This is a genomic window from Nocardia crassostreae (assembly GCF_001613405.1).
Lineage (GTDB): Bacteria > Actinomycetota > Actinomycetes > Mycobacteriales > Mycobacteriaceae > Nocardia > Nocardia crassostreae.
Window position 1 is genome coordinate 211,150 of the sequence record NZ_BDCH01000015.1, and the last position, 14,671, is coordinate 225,820.

Here is a 14,671-nt window from a genome sequence, read left to right on the forward strand (position 1 = left end):
GCGCGCTCATTCCTGCGCGATATCGGTATCGGTCCGGGAGCGCCACGGCGTCAGGTCCAGACCCGGATATCGCAATGCCAGCCCGGCCAGCGCGTCAGCGGTCCAGAAAGGATGCCCGCGAGGCGGGAACCCGAACAACTCGAGTTGTCGCGGACCAGCGCGCTCGACGAACCGATACCACGCAGGCTCATGACTGCGTGCCGCCCACGCCTGACGTTGACCCCACTCGGCGTGCACCGGCCGATAAGCGAGATGCATCGTGTAACGAGCTCCGCCGACCCGAGTCATACCGGTACCGCGATGAAACGTACCCACCTCGAAGGCCACCACCGTGCCCGCAGGCCCAGCCGCGGAAACCTCGTGCTCATACCACTCCGGCCGCCCCGCCCCGCGAAACCTGCTCTCCTCCCCCTCCACCGCCGACCCGGTGAAATCCTTGCGAGGGAACCAATTCGGCGCCGCGGCGGCACGAGCGGTGTGCGTCCTGGAAACCAGATGCGGCGGCCCCAGATCCTCGGGCACGTCAACCAGATACACGAACATCTCGACCTGTCGGCACCCGACCGCATCATTCGGCACCAACACCGTGTGATTCAGATAATCCCGATGCAAATCCTGCTCGTAACCGGCCGCCCCCGCGAATTTCGCCCACGCCTCAGCCGAAGACAACCGCACCTCGTCACCACCCAGCAGAGTCCGAGCAAGCGAGATCAAGGAGTCGTGCACCGCCAACAGGCTGACCTCGGTACTGGCGAACGGAAAACAGTCGATCCCGGCGAACTCGTCACCAAGGTAGCGGCCCCGACGCGGATCGCTGCCGTCATGGAACCCCTGCGCCGACGGAAACATCAAGCCCAGTTCCGCCACCGCTGGCCTCAGCACATCGACATCGAGAAATCCGGGCAGTATCCCAGCGCAATGCCACTGCGAGTCAATGAATTTCCGCCATCCTGAACAGCCGAACCCCAGCACACCGCGTGAGATGAACGTGAACACATCAGCAATACATGCTTTAATGCGCATATGGCCGTGTGCATACATCGCTGTTCAGGGCCCGGGCCGTGACTGCGCGCATCGTGCGTTACGCAAGTCATACGACCTGGGCGCGGCGTCGACTACGGGCGGTCGTAGCATGTTCGGGTGCGCTCATCGACGGATCACACCGCGCGCCTGCGCGGCGCTGCCGTCGGGGCGGCTTCGGGGGCGGTCGCTATATTCGCGCATGCGCTGGGTGGGGGTACCGCTGCGCCGGGTGGGGCTTCGGTGGCGCTGTTGCTCGCGGCGTGCGCGTTGATCGGGGTGGTGGTGGCCGGGGTGCGGCCGCGGGGCGGGCTCGCCGCGATCATGGGGATGCTGACGGTGGGGCAGGCCATCGGGCACGGCGCGCTGTCGGTGGGGCCTACTCATCACCATCATGCGGTGACGCCGGTCATGCTGGCGGCGCATCTGGTGGCGATACCGGTGGGCGCGATGCTCATCTCGGCCGCCGAGGCGGGGATGCGGCGCGCGATCACCAGCGTGCGGCGGTTCATCGTGGCGCTGGGGTTGGCGCCGCTGCCGCCCGCGCGAACCATGCGCACCCGGGTCACCGATGAGCGGGCGGTGGTGCGCCGCCTGTTGGTGAGTCCCGGGATCGGACGGCGGGGGCCACCTGTGGACACGAATCTCTTTCTTCACCTCACTCCGGCCTAGCTGGCGGCGCGTCTGCGTCGCGCGGCCGGAGCGAATTCCCTATCTCTCTCGATGATTCGGAGTCATTCGTGTCCAAGTCTGTTCTCGGCCGCCTGCGTTCGGCCACCACCGCCCGCCGTCTCGGCGCTGTCGCCGCGCTCGCCGCCGTCGCCGTGTTTCCCGTCGCCTGTTCGTCGGATTCCGGTTCGTCTACCAATGCCGCCAAGGCGGCCGACAGCGTCAGCATGAACGATCAGTGGATCAAGGCCGCCGACAGCGGGATGTCGGCGGCGTTCGGGGAGTTGAAGAACTCCAGCGACTCCCCCGTGCAGTTGGTCGCGGCGTCCAGCCCGGTGTCGGCGCGCGTGGAAATCCATGAGGTGGTGGCCGATTCGGCCACCGGTGACAAGACCATGCGCCCCAAGGAGGGTGGGCTCACCATTCCGGCGCACGGGTCCGCCACGCTCAAGCCGGGCGCCGACCATCTCATGTTCATGGAACTGAAGGAGCCGCTGCGCACGGGCGCGGAAACGCCTATCACGCTGACCTTCTCCGATGGCTCCACCACCGCCGTGACCGCGCAGGTGCGCGACTTCGCAGGCGGTAAGGAGAATTACGAGCCCAGCGCCGACAATGCCGCGCACGGTGGCTGAGCCGGTCACTCCGCATCCCAAGGGGCTCTCCCGGCGGCGTCTGCTCGGTACCGGCGCCGCCGTGGCGGGCGCGGCCGGGGCGGCCGGAATCGGCTGGGGTGCGGCCACTCTCACCCATCGCGAGCACGATCGGGATCCGGCGGTCGAGACCGTCGCGTTCTACGGCGACCATCAGGCGGGCGTCGACACCGAACCGCAGGATCATGTGGCCTTCGTCGGCTACGACCTGGTCGACGGCGCCGACCGGAACGATATCGTCGGCGTGCTCAAAATCTGGACCGATGATGCGGCGCGGCTCACCCAGGGCAAGCCCGCCCTCGCCGATACCGAACCGGAACTGGCCGTGCGCCCGGCCCGGCTCACGGTGACCGTCGGGTTCGGGCCGGAGCTGTTCGCCAAGGCGGGGCTGAGCAATCAGCGCCCGCATTGGCTGAAACCGCTGCCCGCCTTCGAGAAGATCGATCGCCTCGATCCGGCCTACGGCGGCACCGATCTGATGCTGCAGATCTGCGCGGACGAGGCGACCACCGTCTCGCATGCGGTGCGCGTGCTGTCCAAACATGTGAAATCGCTGGTCACGGCGCGCTGGGTGCAGCAGGGATTCCGCAATGCGTCCAAGGACCAGACCATGCGCAACCTCATGGGCTCGGTGGACGGCACCGTCAATATCGCCCCGGGCACAATCGATTTCGATCGACTGGTGTGGGACGACGGCTCCTACCGGCCGTGGCTGGCGGGCGGCACCTCCATGGTGTTGCGGCGTATCGAGATGATTCTCGATACCTGGGACGAGCTCGACGCCGATGCCCGCGCCATTACCGTCGGCCGCCGCGTCGACAATGGCGCACCCCTGGGCGGCGAGCGAGAATTCGACGATCCGGATTTCACCGCGGTCGACAAGTACGGCATCCCGGTCATCCCGCCGTCCTCGCATATCGCGCGCGCTCACCATCAGCACGACGGTGAGCGGTTCCTGCGCCGCGGCTTCAACTACGACGACCCGCCGCCACCCGGTCAGGTGTCGAATTCGGGCCTGTTGTTCGCCGCGTTCCAGCGCGATATCGATGCGCAGTATCTACCGGTTCAGGTGCGGCTCAACGAGTTCGACGCGCTCAACCAGTGGACGGTACCGGTCGGTTCGGCCGTGTACGCCATCCCGCCCGGCGTCCCCGCGCCGGGCGGATATCTCGGACAGCAACTGTTCGAAGCCGGTTCCGCCGGTAGCTGACGGCATCCGGCCGGGTCGCGTACGAGGGGCGGCCCGGCCGGGTCCTAGATTATCGATCATGGTCCTACGTTCGATCGTGCTGTTCGCCCTGGCCGCCGTCGCCGAGATCGGCGGCGCCTGGCTGGTCTGGCAGGGCGTCCGCGAACACCGCGGCTGGATCTGGATGGGCGCCGGGGTCATCGCCCTGGGCCTCTACGGCTTCGTGGCCACCCTCCAGCCCGATGCCAACTTCGGCCGTATCCTCGCCGCCTACGGCGGCGTCTTCGTCGCCGGATCCCTGCTGTGGGGCATGGCCGTCGACGGCTTCCGCCCCGACCGCTGGGACGTCCTCGGCGCCCTCGTCTGCCTGGCGGGCGTCGCCCTCATCATGTACGCGCCCCGATCCACGTGAAACCACCTGTGAACAGCGTGCATTCATGCATTCCACGCAAAATGCAGACTCGCGCGGAGTGCGAACTTGCACTCGGCGAAGCGATTACGCATCCGCCCCGATCAGCGCGTCGATAATGCCGCGCGCGGTGGCGATGGCGGAGTCCTCCCCCATCCGCGCCGCGGTATTGGCGGCGGCCACGACGGCGTCGAATTGGAAGGCCAGGGCGTGCGGGTCGCGGCCGGTGAGGAAGCCCTGGTCCTGGGCGCGGCGGATTTCCTTCTCCAGCAAGGCGAACCAGTTGTCGAGCAGGGCGCGCAGGCGGGGCATGCCCTTGTCCACGCTCAGGGCGGGGACGATGACGTGCTGAATGAAGACCTCGCGGGCTGATTCGACGGCCGCGAGCTGAAGTTTCTCCTTGGTGCCGAAGAGCGTGGCTACACCGCTCTTGCTCACGCCCAGATCGGCGGCGAGGCGGCGCAGGCTCAGGCCGGTCAGCCCCTCGGCGGAGGCGACCTCGGCGGCGTGACGGGCAATGGTGGCGCGAGCGCGGGCGCCCTTGAGCAGGCGCTGATCGGAAATCTGCGCGTCGGCGGGAGGCATCGGCTCGGTCACTCCTCCATCTTGGCACCAGACCCTTGCAAAAAAGCACGATCGGTCGCACTTTTCAACAATACGAACGATCGTACGTACAGTTTGATTCCGCCTCGCTGATCCTTCGCTCGAAAGTCGCTTCATGACCGAGTTGACGCCGCGGCAGCATGCCGCGACCGACGCAGTCCCACCGTCCGACACCTCCCCCGCCGCCCGGCGCGCACTGCTGGTCGCCTGCGGCGCGGCCTTCGTCGCCTTCCTCGATCTGTCCGTCGTCAATATCGCTTTCCCGGAAATCACCCGCGACTTCCCGGACACCTCCGCGACCAGCCTCACCTGGGTGGTCAGCGGGTACGCCGTCGCCTTCGCCGCATTCCTCACCCCGGCCGGGCAACTGGCCGACGCGCTCGGTCGCGCCCGCGTATTCCTCTATGCCCTGGCCGGATTCGCGCTCACCTCACTGCTGTGCGGACTCGCGCCCGGCGCCGAATGGCTCATTGCCGGGCGCTTCCTGCAGGGCGCGACCGCCGCCTTCCTGATTCCCGCCGGACTGGGCGTGGTGCTGAGCGTGACGCCCGCCGAACACATCGGCGTGGCCATGGCCGCCTGGACCGCGGCGGGCGGATTCGCCGCCACCGTGGGACCGGCCGCCGGTGGCGCGCTGGTCGAATGGTTCGGGTGGCGTTCGGTTTTCGTGGTCAACGTGCCCGTCACGGCCGCGCTGCTCGCGGTCGGATGGCGCCTGACGAGCAAGGACGTGCGCCACGGTGACGGCCTGCCCGACCTGATCGGGACCGCCGCCACCGGGCTCGGCATCGGCGCGGTCGTCGCCGCGGTCACCCAGGGGCAGCAGTGGGGCTGGGGCTCGTGGCGCACGCTGGCGTGCGGGATCGGCGGGCTCGCCCTGCTGGGCCTGGCGCTGTGGCGGTCGCGGCGGCATCCGCGCCCAGCCATTGCGGTCGGACTGTGGCGGCATCACCGCTACGCGCTGGTCAATGCCGTCGCATTCGTATTCGGCGCCACCATGTTCGCGTGGCTGCTGGCCGGGCCGATCTGGCTCGACGCGGTCTGGGGGTATTCGGTGCTGACCTCGGCGGGCGCCATGACCGTCGGCGCCATCGCGGCCATGGTGACGGCCGTGCTCGCCGGACGCGCGCCCGAGCACTGGCACCGGTGGCTCGCCGTGGCGGGCGCACTGCTGTTCGCGGCCTCCACCCTCTATATGAGCACCGGCGCCTGGAGCGCCACCCCGGCGTTCTGGTCGGCCTGGGTGCCCGCCGGAATCCTGGGCGGCAGCGGCATCGGCATTCTCATTACCGTGCTCGCCACCATGGCCGCGCGCTCGCTGCCGCCGCGGCAGTTCGCCGCGGGCATCGGCATGAACCTCACCGCCCGCCAATCCGGCGGCGCGCTCGGCGTCGCGATTCTGGCCGCGGTGTTCGCGGCGAATCCGGACGACGGGCTCACCGCCTTCCACACCCTGTTCGCCGTCTGCGCGGGCATCGCGGCCGCGGCCGCCGTGCTGGCGGCCCTGCCCGTTCGAAGCGAGGAGATCAACGCATGAGCCACAACGATATTCACACCGACACCGATGTGCTGACCGATACCGGTGCGCGCACCGAGGCCAATGATCCACTGTGCCTGTCGGATTCGGAGGGCGCGGCCCTGCTCGCCGGGGCGCCGTGGCGGCGCTTCGCCATTATCGGCGGCTCCACCGCCGCGGGCATCGGCGATCCGGTGCCCGGTTACGAGACCATCCCGTGGGGGCACCGCCTGGCGCGCTGGCTCACCGCCGCCCATCCGGATGCGGTGTACCACAACACCGGGCGCATGGGGGCGACCATCCCGGAGGTGGCCGCCGAACAGTTCGCGCCCCTGGTCGATTTCCAGCCGGATCTGGTGCACGTCACCTGCGGCGGCAACGACCTGTTCCGCAAGAATGCCGATCTGGCCCTGGTCGAACGCGACCTCGACGAGCTGTGCGCCGCGGTCGCCGCCACCGGTGCGCGGCTGTCGCTGTTCACCCTCGCCGACGCCTCCACCGGCCCGCTGCTCCCGCTGCGCCCGCTGTTCGAGGCCTTCACCGGCAGCGTGCGCCGGGTCGCCGCCCGCCACGACGCCATCCTCACCGAATTCTGGTACCATCCGGCGCGCCTGCGCCCCGACTGGCTCAGAGCCGACCGCATCCACCTGACCATGGCCGGGCAGGCGGCGGTCGCCGCCGAAATGGCGAAAACCTATGCGGCGGTCACGTCCACAGCGCGGCGATGAACACGTTGAGAATGGCCAGCCCACCGGCGGCGTGGGTCATCCACGGCACCGCCTTGCCGCGCTTGGCGTCGGCCCGTCCCATCTCCGCGAAGGCCGCGACGGCCACGGACACAACGAGTTTCACGCCGATCTTCGTCATATTCGGATCCTTGCCGAGCGAATCGATCGACTCGGCCAGACCCACCAGGACGATGCCGGTGATTAGCTGGGCCCGCGCGCCCCACACCATCAGTTCCGACACCCGCGGCTGGGAGGCGGCATATCCGCCGACCACCGCCGCCATACCGAGCAGATGCGCCACGACCATCAGGTTGTAGACGAAGTCCATGAGGCACGCCGTAGTTGATCACCCCGGTCGTACGACAGCCGGTAGTACAACTTTCTCCGGCGAGTCGCCCAAGATCGGCCGCCGGGCGCCCCGACGGCCGGGCCGGGACGGCGGTGACGGGCCGAGATCGTGTTTCGTGGGTGCGCGCACCGGGTAGTCACCATCCAATGGCCCTCCATTGTTGGTTTTGGAGGGTCGTCCCGTTGTGGGCAGTGTGACCGGCTAGGAGATCTCAAGGTGGCGGTTGTACTCGTGCTACGAGCACGTGGACTGGGTGATCTGCTCACCGCGGTCCCCGCCCTGCGTGCGCTGCGTAGGGCGCGGCCCGAGGATCACATCGCGCTTACCGCGCCGCATCGGCTGAAACCCATTGTGGATCTGATCGCGTCGGTCGACGAGATGGTGCCCACCTACGATCCCATTGTCATGCGCTGGGACGGCGTACCGCCCGCGCTCGCGGTCAATCTGCACAGCGGGGGCGCGGAAGGGATCGTGGAGCTGGTCAAGACGCGGCCCGAACGCATTCTCACCTACCGCAATCCCGCCTTCCCGGATCTGGACGGGCCGGAGTGGGAGGCGGATATGCACGATGTGGACCGCTGGTGCCATCTGCTTGAGACCGACGGTATGACCGCCGATCGCCGCAATCTCGGGCTGGTGCCGCCGGTCGCCACCACCAGTCACCGCGATTGCGTGGTCGTGCACATCGGGGCCGGGGCTCCGGCGCGGCGCTGGCCGCCGGATCGGTTCGCCGCGGTGGTGCGGCATCTGCTGGTGCTGGGGCGCGAAGTGGTGCTGACCGGGGACGAGAGCGAACGCGATATCGCGCTCGGGGTGGCCGCCCGCGCCGGGCTGTCGCCGAATCGGGTGCTGGCGGGTCAGCAGAACCTCATCGAACTGGCCGCGACGGTGGCCGAGGCTGCGCTGGTGGTGTCCGGAGATACCGGGGTCGCGCATCTGGCGACGGCCTTCGGCACCCGCACCGTCCTGCTGTTCGGCCCGACCCCGCCCAGCCGCAGCGGGCCGCCCCCGCATCTGCTCGGACGGCATGCGGTGCTGTGGGCCGGGCAGACCGGCGACCCGGACGGCGCGGCCCCCGATCCGGGACTACTCAAGATCGGCGTGCCCGAGGTCGTCAACGCGGTCGACAAGCAACTGCGCAAACGCCCATGGCCCGGTACGGGATTGGATCGCCGCTCCCAGCAGGCGTATCTCCGGGTCGGCTGAGCGTCCTTATATATGTCCTACATATCCGCGAGATCGGCGCGGGCACTGAACAGTGCGGCCGAGTAGGCGGCAATGGCGCTGGGCCAGAACTGCTCGAGGTAGTCGCGGGCGTCGGCCAGCCCGCGGGGGTCCAGGGAGTAGAGCCGGTGGTTGCCCGACGGTTGCACCATGACGAGCTTGGCCCCGCGCAAAACCTTCAGATGTTGCGAGACCGCCGAGCTGCTCACGCCCGCCGCGGCCGCCAAATCACCCACTGACCTGGGACCTTGCGGTAGCGCCTCGAAGATCGCGCGGCGGGTGGGGTCCGCGAGCGCGGTCAGCACCTTCACTCCGTTAGTCGGCACTTAAATAGAGTGCCCCCAAGGCGGCATGTCGGTCAATACAACCTTTCTCAGCATTTCCCAAGTTCATCACAAAATTACCGGCGTGTCGTTATCTAGCTGTAATACTTCACCTGGGCTTTTGTACCGCTGTGACGGTAACAAAACGGTTTCGAAACGACCATCACGCTCCCATACATTCGGTGCATGCCCGTAACCGTTCCGTTATCTCGCCACCTCAAGGTCGGCGGTAAGTGCGGTAAGTATCGAACGGCCGCTACCCGTGCTGTGGCCGTTACCGCCGTCGTGAGCGCCTCCCTGAGCGTGCTCGCGGCCGCCGATCAGCGTGCCCAGGGCGCGCCGGCCGAGCCGTCCGTCACCACCGCCGCGCTGCCCGTCGCCTTCACCCCGCCGGAAGCGCAGATCCCGCAGATCGTGCCGCCGGAGGTGCTGAACATCCTCAACGGCCTGCAGCACGAGCAGGCCCGCCCCAAGACCGTGCGCCCGGTCGCCGGACCGCTCAGCTCCGGCTTCGGCATGCGCTGGGGCGCCATGCACGCCGGTCTGGACTTCGCCGACGGCTTCGGCGCGCCCATCCTGGCCGCCACCGACGGTACCGTCATCGAAGCGGGCCCGGCCTCGGGATTCGGCCTGTGGGTGCGCGTGCAGCAGGACGACGGCACCATCGGCGTCTACGGCCGCATGCAGGACATCCTGGTGCAGGTCGGCCAGCAGGTGCGCGCGGGCGATCACATCGCCACCGTCGGCAGCCGCGGCTACTCCACCGGTCCGCACCTGCACTACGAGGTGCACACCGAGGGCGGCCCCATCGACCCCATGCCCTGGCTGGCCGGTCGCGGCGTCGATGTCGGCGCACCCGTCGACTGACACCGATGCCATTGCCACGCACCGGGAATCGATGAGGGGTTCCCGGAATGCGACCCTGATCAACTGAATACCGCCACGTCCCCCGGACCCGGGTACCGCGTGCAACTCGACTGATACCCGAGTACTACGTGCGAACCCCACCGCCGGGGGACGTGGCGTCTGATCACCCGGTCATAGCGTCGCGATCATGACCACCGCTCCCCTGGTTCCCGCCGCCCGACGGCTGCATCGCCCATTGCTCGCCGCCACGGCCGCCATGGCCGTGCTGACCGTGGTCTGCCTGGCCGCCATGGCCGTGGACGATCGCCTGCTGTTGCAGGAATCGGTGTGGCTCAAACCGTTCAAGTTCGCCATCGCCTTCACCCTCTACACCGCCACCCTGGCCTGGCTGCTGTCGTTCCCGCACCGCGGGCAGCGGGTCACCTGGTGGATGGGCACCCTGTTCGCGCTCACCGCGATCGTGGACGTCGGGTTCATCACCGTGCAGGCCGTGCGGGGCACCTTCAGCCATTTCAATATGCAGACCGATGCGGTCAACACCATCGGGCAGAACGTCTTCATGTCCGGCGTGCTGGGGTTGTTCGGCGCGAATCTCGTCATCGCCGTGATGCTTTCGTGGCAGCGCGTCACCGATCTGCCGACCGCCCGCGCCATCAAGGCCGGACTCGGTATCGCCGTGGTGGGCATGGCCTTCGGCTACATCGTGGTACCGGGCACCGGTAAGCAGGAGGTCACCGACGCCTACGGCAATCCGGTGACCCTGGCCGCCGGGCACACCGTCATGGAGGGTCAACCGCTGGTGCGCGACGGTGTCGCCGGGATGCCGGTCACGCATTGGAGCACCGCGGGCGGCGATATCCGCATCGCCCACTTCCTCGGCATTCACGGCATCCAGCTGCTGATCGTGGCGGCCATCCTGCTCGCCCGGTTCGCGCCCCGGGTGCCGTGGCTGCGCAGCGAGCGCACCCGCGCCGACCTGATCGCCGTCCTCGCCGTCGGCGTCGCCGGGCTCATGGGCGTGCTGCTGTGGCAGGCGCTGCGCGGTCAGCCGGTGACCGCGCCGGACGGCCTCACCCTCATGGCGTTCGGGGTGCTCGCCGCCGTCACCGCCGCAGGCGTCGGCCTGGTCTATGCGCGCCGGGACCGTGCGACCGTCCTCAGCGCAGCCGCTCCGCATCGCGCGCCAGTTTCACCAGTATCGCGGTGAGATCTGCCAGCTCGATGGAGTCCGCGCCCTCTGCGACGGCCGTGGCCACATCCTCGGCCGCGCAGCGGGCGGCGAACCAGCGATCGGACAGGTCGGCAACCTCCTGGGCGCTGAGTACCACCGAGTCCTCGGGAATACCGGTGCCCTTCACGCTGTTTCGATGTTCGTAAGCGCGCTGGCGACAGGATTGCCGGCAATATCGTCGGCGACGCCCCATCTCGGATTCGGTGATCTCCCTCCCGCACCACATGCAGGATTGGCGTCGCGACATGACCGGAGACCTTAGCCGTTTGCTCGGATTTGCGGGGGCGGGGCACGCCGGACGAGGCCATTCACCGCCAGCCGGTAGAATGGCAGGGTTCTCCCCACGGGAACCACAGCTGGCGCTCGCGCGTTGATGGATGCGGAAGCGCTGAACTGAACTAGACGTTGCCGACAGGTGAGAAGGGACCGCACTCATGGCAGATCGCGTACTCCGGGGCAGTCGGCTCGGAGCGGTGAGCTACGAGACCGACCGCGACCACGACCTGGCGCCGCGTCGGGTGGCGCGGTACCGGACGGACAATGGCGAGGAATTCGACGTTCCCTTCGCCGATGACGCCGAGATCCCCCCGACCTGGCTGTGCCGCAACGGCCAGGAGGGCGTACTGATCGAGGGCACCACCCAGGAGCCCAAGAAGGTCAAGCCGCCGCGCACGCATTGGGACATGCTGCTCGAGCGCCGCAGCAAGGAAGAGCTCGAGGAGCTCCTCCAGGAGCGCATGGAACTGCTCAAGAACCGCCGCCGCGGATAAGAGCGAACGACGGACAGGGGCCTCGCACCGAACGGTGCGGGGCCTCTTTCGCGTGCACGGGTTGATGCGGTATTACTGTTGCCTCACAACTCATCTTTCACGCGGGGGCACCGTTGGCCAGGGTGTTCATCAGCCATTCCAGCGCCGATCGGGAATGGGCACAAGAGATTCGCCGGTGGCTGATCGCCGAAGGTCACGAGGTATTTCTCGATCTGCACCCGGTGGACGGGCTCGTGGTCGGCGAGGAATGGGAGCCGCGGCTCCACGAACGACTGCGCTGGGCGGACGCTGTCGTCTGCGTCATCACCCCGGCCTTTCTGCAATCCGTTTGGTGCGCAGCCGAACTCAGCATCGCCAAGGAGCGGAGCAGCCGATTGCTGCCGGTGCGGGTCGCGAAGGGCGTCACCCATCCACTGCTGAAAGCAGTGCAGCACGCCGACGCGGCTGCCGATGCGCCGATGGCGCGGGAGAAGCTGACGCTGCTGTTACGGACCGTCGATGTGGGCGGGGGCCGGGGCTGGCCGGACGATCGGTCGCCCTATCCCGGATTGCTGCGCTTCGACACCGATCAGCATCGTGTGTTCTTCGGGCGCACCGTGGAGGCCACCGAAATCGCGGAACGGCTGCGGCAGCCGAACCATCGATCGGAGCGGTCGATACTCTTCGTCATCGGCCCGTCCGGATACGGTAAGTCGTCCCTGGTACGGGCGGGCGTGATTCCGCTCGTCGCCGACGACCCGCTGTGGTTGCCACTCGAACCCCTCGAGCCGGGTCGCGATCCGGTCGGAGCACTGCATCGCACACTGCTCGCCACGGCCCGGCGGGTGGGGCTGTCGTGGCAGCTCGACACCCTGCGAGATCGGCTGGTGCGCTTCGGTCTCGGGGATGTGGCGAACGAACTGCTCCTCGCGGTAGACCCGAGTCCACATCGCAAACTGCTGCTGGTTCTCGATCAGTTCGAGGAGCTGCTCGCGCCGGAGGCCGCTACGCGCCGTGCCGATTTCGCCGCGCTGCTCACGCCCGCTATCGGTGGGCCCGTGCAGGTGCTCGCCACCGTGCGCCCGGAGTTTCTCGCTCAGATCACCGGCGCCCCCGAGTTCTCAGACCTGCGGTGCCACACCTAGGTGCTGCGCGCGCTGAACTCCGACGGACTCCGGGCCGCGATCGAAGGCCCGGCGCGGGTCGCCGGACTGCGGCTCGACGACGGCCTCGTCTCGGACCTGCTCACCGGTACCGGCGGCGGTGCGGGCCTCCCACTGCTCGCGTACACGTTGGAACAGCTGGCCGACGGGGTGGCCCGGGGTGGCGTCCTGTCCCGCAAGCGGTATCACGAAATCGGTGGTTTGCGTGGCGCTTTGGTGCGTCAGGCCGAGGCCGCCCTGGCGGAGGCGAGCGCCGGGTCCGGGCTGTCGCGGGAACAGGTCATCTCGACGTTGCTGCAATTGGTGACCGTCGATGAGGGGAAAACACCGGTTCGAGGCCAAGTGCACCGTGACGAATTCTCCGCGGCGGCAACGGTCGTCATCGATGCCTTCATCGAGCACCGCCTGCTGACGACCGATGTCGAGGACGAGCGGGTCGTTGTTTCCGTGGCGCACGAGGCGTTTCTCGAACACTGGCCGCCCTTGCACGCGGAAATCGAGAGGACCGCGGTCGCACTGCGCGCTCGCCGTGAGGTCGAGAGCGCCGCGGCCGGATGGGCAGAGGACCCACGGCCCAAGGCACGCCGCTGGGAGGGTCTCCGACTCGAAGCCGCCATGCACGATCTCGGCGCGCGGATGCGCGCGATTCCCTTCGCGCGCTGGACCTGGCCGCCCCGATTCCGGCGCCTCGTCGCCGAACGAGTCGAGATCAGCACGCGCGCACAGCAATTTCTCGAATCGAGCTACCGTCACGATCGCCGTCGCCGCACCACGGCCGTCGTCGTGCTGTCCACGCTGCTGACGGCCGCATTGATCGCCGCCGCCATTGCCGTCGTCCAGCAGTGCACGGCGGTGGCCCAGCAGCACCGCGCCGTCGCACGACAGTTGCTCGCGCAGGCGGATCGGCTGCGCGAGGCGGATCCGCGCACGGCGCTGCGGCTGGGTGTGGCCGCCAACAGCATCGATCCGAGCGAGGAAGCGCGCCGCTGGCTCATCGACGCGCTGTCGGCGACGCGATACCTCGCGACATTGGACGGGTCGGGTTCGGTACGGCGGGTGGTCCACTCGCCCGACGGGCACTTGCTGGCGGTGCAGCACGAGGGCGGGACGATCGCGCTGTGGGACCTGTCCGGCGCGGCCGGTCCGCGCCGCATCGGAGATCCGATCGATGGCGTGAGCGACAGCGCGCCACCGGCTTTCACCGCCGACGGCCGGACCCTGCTGGCCGGCGCGGGACGTCCGCCGAATGCGACGGGTCTCGGCGGCCTACTCGCCTGGGACCTCGGCGAACCCGAGAAGCGCACCATCGCGACGTACGCGCTGCCGGGCGTCCCGGAAGATGCCTGGCTGGCGTTCGCTCCCGGTGCCGCCATCGGGATAACCAAGGGCGACGGGCAAGCGACGCTGCTGTGGAGCTTCGGCGACATCGCCGAGCCCCGGGGTGACAGCGACATTGCTGCCCGCGGCGGAGCGGCAGCCAACCGTCGCCTTCTCGCAAGATGGCAGGATGGCGATCACCGCCGTTGCGGAAAGTGTTGCGCTCTGGGATATCACGGATCCGGGTGCACCCCGGCAAGTCGGCGGGCTCACCTTGGAAAGGGTCGGATTTCCGCCGCGGATGGCCTTTTCCGCCGACGGCCGGACGCTGGCCATCGATGTGTTCGCCGTGGGCATCCTGCGCTGGGACATCAGCGATCCGGCGCGCCCGCGCAGCCTGGGCGCACCGATCATCGACGATTCCTGGGGGTACGACCAGATTGCTTTCACCAGGAACGGCAGCACCCTCGCGACCGCACCGGAATCCGACAACCGGGTCTTTCTCTACGATTTGACCGACCCGAGCGCTCCCGTCGACATCGGCGAACCGCTTTTCGGACCGGAGGGCGCGGCCGCCGTGCTCGAATTCGCGCCGAACGGGCAACTCGCCGTCGGCAGCGATGATGGCCTAATCACCTTGTGGGCGAACGGCATTCGTGCA

15 protein-coding genes and 1 pseudogene are annotated in these 14,671 nt (G+C 68.4%); 11 read left to right on the forward strand and 5 right to left on the reverse strand.

The window, feature by feature from the left end:
- Positions 1-6 precede the first annotated feature (6 nt).
- On the reverse strand, positions 7-996 hold the full coding sequence (locus tag NC4_RS16190; RefSeq protein WP_157554788.1) for a phytanoyl-CoA dioxygenase family protein: 990 nt from the start codon (positions 994-996) through the stop codon (positions 7-9).
- Between the two features lie 267 nt (positions 997-1,263).
- Here NC4_RS16190 and NC4_RS16195 point away from each other — a divergent pair, with 267 nt between their 5' ends.
- The 4 genes from NC4_RS16195 to NC4_RS16210 all read left to right on the forward strand — a co-directional run bounded on the left by NC4_RS16195 (position 1,264) and on the right by NC4_RS16210 (position 3,943).
- On the forward strand, positions 1,264-1,692 hold the full coding sequence (locus NC4_RS16195; protein WP_245721720.1) for a hypothetical protein: 429 nt from the start codon (positions 1,264-1,266) through the stop codon (positions 1,690-1,692).
- Positions 1,693-1,760: 68 nt separating this feature from the next.
- Positions 1,761-2,324, forward strand: coding sequence for a copper chaperone PCu(A)C (locus NC4_RS16200; protein WP_245721721.1), 564 nt, complete (start codon positions 1,761-1,763; stop codon positions 2,322-2,324).
- Positions 2,317-3,552 (forward strand): Dyp-type peroxidase, encoded by a 1,236-nt coding sequence (locus tag NC4_RS16205; protein WP_245721722.1) that lies wholly within the window; start codon positions 2,317-2,319, stop codon positions 3,550-3,552. The genes NC4_RS16200 and NC4_RS16205 overlap by 8 nt, the downstream gene beginning before the upstream one ends.
- 58 nt (positions 3,553-3,610) lie before the next feature.
- Positions 3,611-3,943 carry a YnfA family protein gene (locus tag NC4_RS16210; protein WP_218021173.1) on the forward strand — a complete coding sequence of 111 codons (333 nt, stop codon included), beginning with the start codon at positions 3,611-3,613 and terminating at the stop codon, positions 3,941-3,943.
- An 84-nt stretch (positions 3,944-4,027) separates the two neighbouring features.
- Here the strand turns inward: NC4_RS16210 and NC4_RS16215 are convergent, their stop codons facing one another.
- A complete protein-coding gene (locus tag NC4_RS16215) occupies positions 4,028-4,525 on the reverse strand; it encodes a TetR/AcrR family transcriptional regulator (RefSeq protein WP_067538789.1) in 498 nt (165 codons plus the stop codon).
- Positions 4,526-4,658: 133 nt separating this feature from the next.
- Between NC4_RS16215 and NC4_RS16220 the strand changes: the two genes are divergently transcribed.
- Both NC4_RS16220 and NC4_RS16225 read left to right on the forward strand, forming a co-directional pair.
- Positions 4,659-6,080, forward strand: coding sequence for an MFS transporter (locus tag NC4_RS16220; RefSeq protein ID WP_067538619.1), 1,422 nt, complete (start codon positions 4,659-4,661; stop codon positions 6,078-6,080).
- On the forward strand, positions 6,077-6,787 hold the full coding sequence (locus tag NC4_RS16225; protein WP_067538622.1) for an SGNH/GDSL hydrolase family protein: 711 nt from the start codon (positions 6,077-6,079) through the stop codon (positions 6,785-6,787). The genes NC4_RS16220 and NC4_RS16225 overlap by 4 nt, the downstream gene beginning before the upstream one ends.
- On the opposite strand, the gene NC4_RS16230 is transcribed toward NC4_RS16225, so the two are convergent.
- The gene (locus NC4_RS16230; protein ID WP_067538625.1) at positions 6,765-7,115 is read right to left on the reverse strand and encodes a hypothetical protein; all 351 of its coding nucleotides are present in this window, start codon (positions 7,113-7,115) and stop codon (positions 6,765-6,767) included. The two genes, NC4_RS16225 and NC4_RS16230, sit on opposite strands and share 23 nt — an antisense overlap.
- 237 nt (positions 7,116-7,352) lie before the next feature.
- On the opposite strand from NC4_RS16230, the gene NC4_RS16235 reads away from it, so the two are divergent.
- A complete protein-coding gene (locus tag NC4_RS16235) occupies positions 7,353-8,342 on the forward strand; it encodes a glycosyltransferase family 9 protein (protein WP_067538628.1) in 990 nt (329 codons plus the stop codon).
- Between the two features lie 17 nt (positions 8,343-8,359).
- On the opposite strand, the gene NC4_RS16240 is transcribed toward NC4_RS16235, so the two are convergent.
- Entirely contained in the window at positions 8,360-8,686 is a 327-nt protein-coding gene (locus NC4_RS16240) for an ArsR/SmtB family transcription factor (RefSeq protein WP_067538629.1), read from the reverse strand.
- Positions 8,687-8,869: 183 nt separating this feature from the next.
- On the opposite strand from NC4_RS16240, the gene NC4_RS16245 reads away from it, so the two are divergent.
- Both NC4_RS16245 and NC4_RS16250 read left to right on the forward strand, forming a co-directional pair.
- A complete protein-coding gene (locus NC4_RS16245; RefSeq protein WP_084529201.1) occupies positions 8,870-9,550 on the forward strand; it encodes a M23 family metallopeptidase in 681 nt (226 codons plus the stop codon).
- A 187-nt stretch (positions 9,551-9,737) separates the two neighbouring features.
- Positions 9,738-10,757, forward strand: coding sequence for a hypothetical protein (locus NC4_RS16250; protein WP_067538633.1), 1,020 nt, complete (start codon positions 9,738-9,740; stop codon positions 10,755-10,757).
- Here NC4_RS16250 and NC4_RS16255 read toward each other — a convergent pair.
- Entirely contained in the window at positions 10,708-11,028 is a 321-nt protein-coding gene (locus NC4_RS16255; protein WP_174566857.1) for a hypothetical protein, read from the reverse strand. The genes NC4_RS16250 and NC4_RS16255 overlap by 50 nt on opposite strands.
- 187 nt (positions 11,029-11,215) lie before the next feature.
- On the opposite strand from NC4_RS16255, the gene NC4_RS16260 reads away from it, so the two are divergent.
- Together NC4_RS16260 and NC4_RS41635 are read left to right on the forward strand one after the other, a co-directional pair.
- Positions 11,216-11,551, forward strand: a complete 336-nt coding sequence (locus NC4_RS16260) for an RNA polymerase-binding protein RbpA (protein ID WP_067538637.1) — start codon at positions 11,216-11,218, stop codon at positions 11,549-11,551.
- A gap of 122 nt (positions 11,552-11,673) precedes the next feature.
- A pseudogene (locus NC4_RS41635) lies at positions 11,674-14,634 on the forward strand (nSTAND1 domain-containing NTPase).
- The last annotated feature ends 37 nt before the right edge of the window (positions 14,635-14,671 follow it).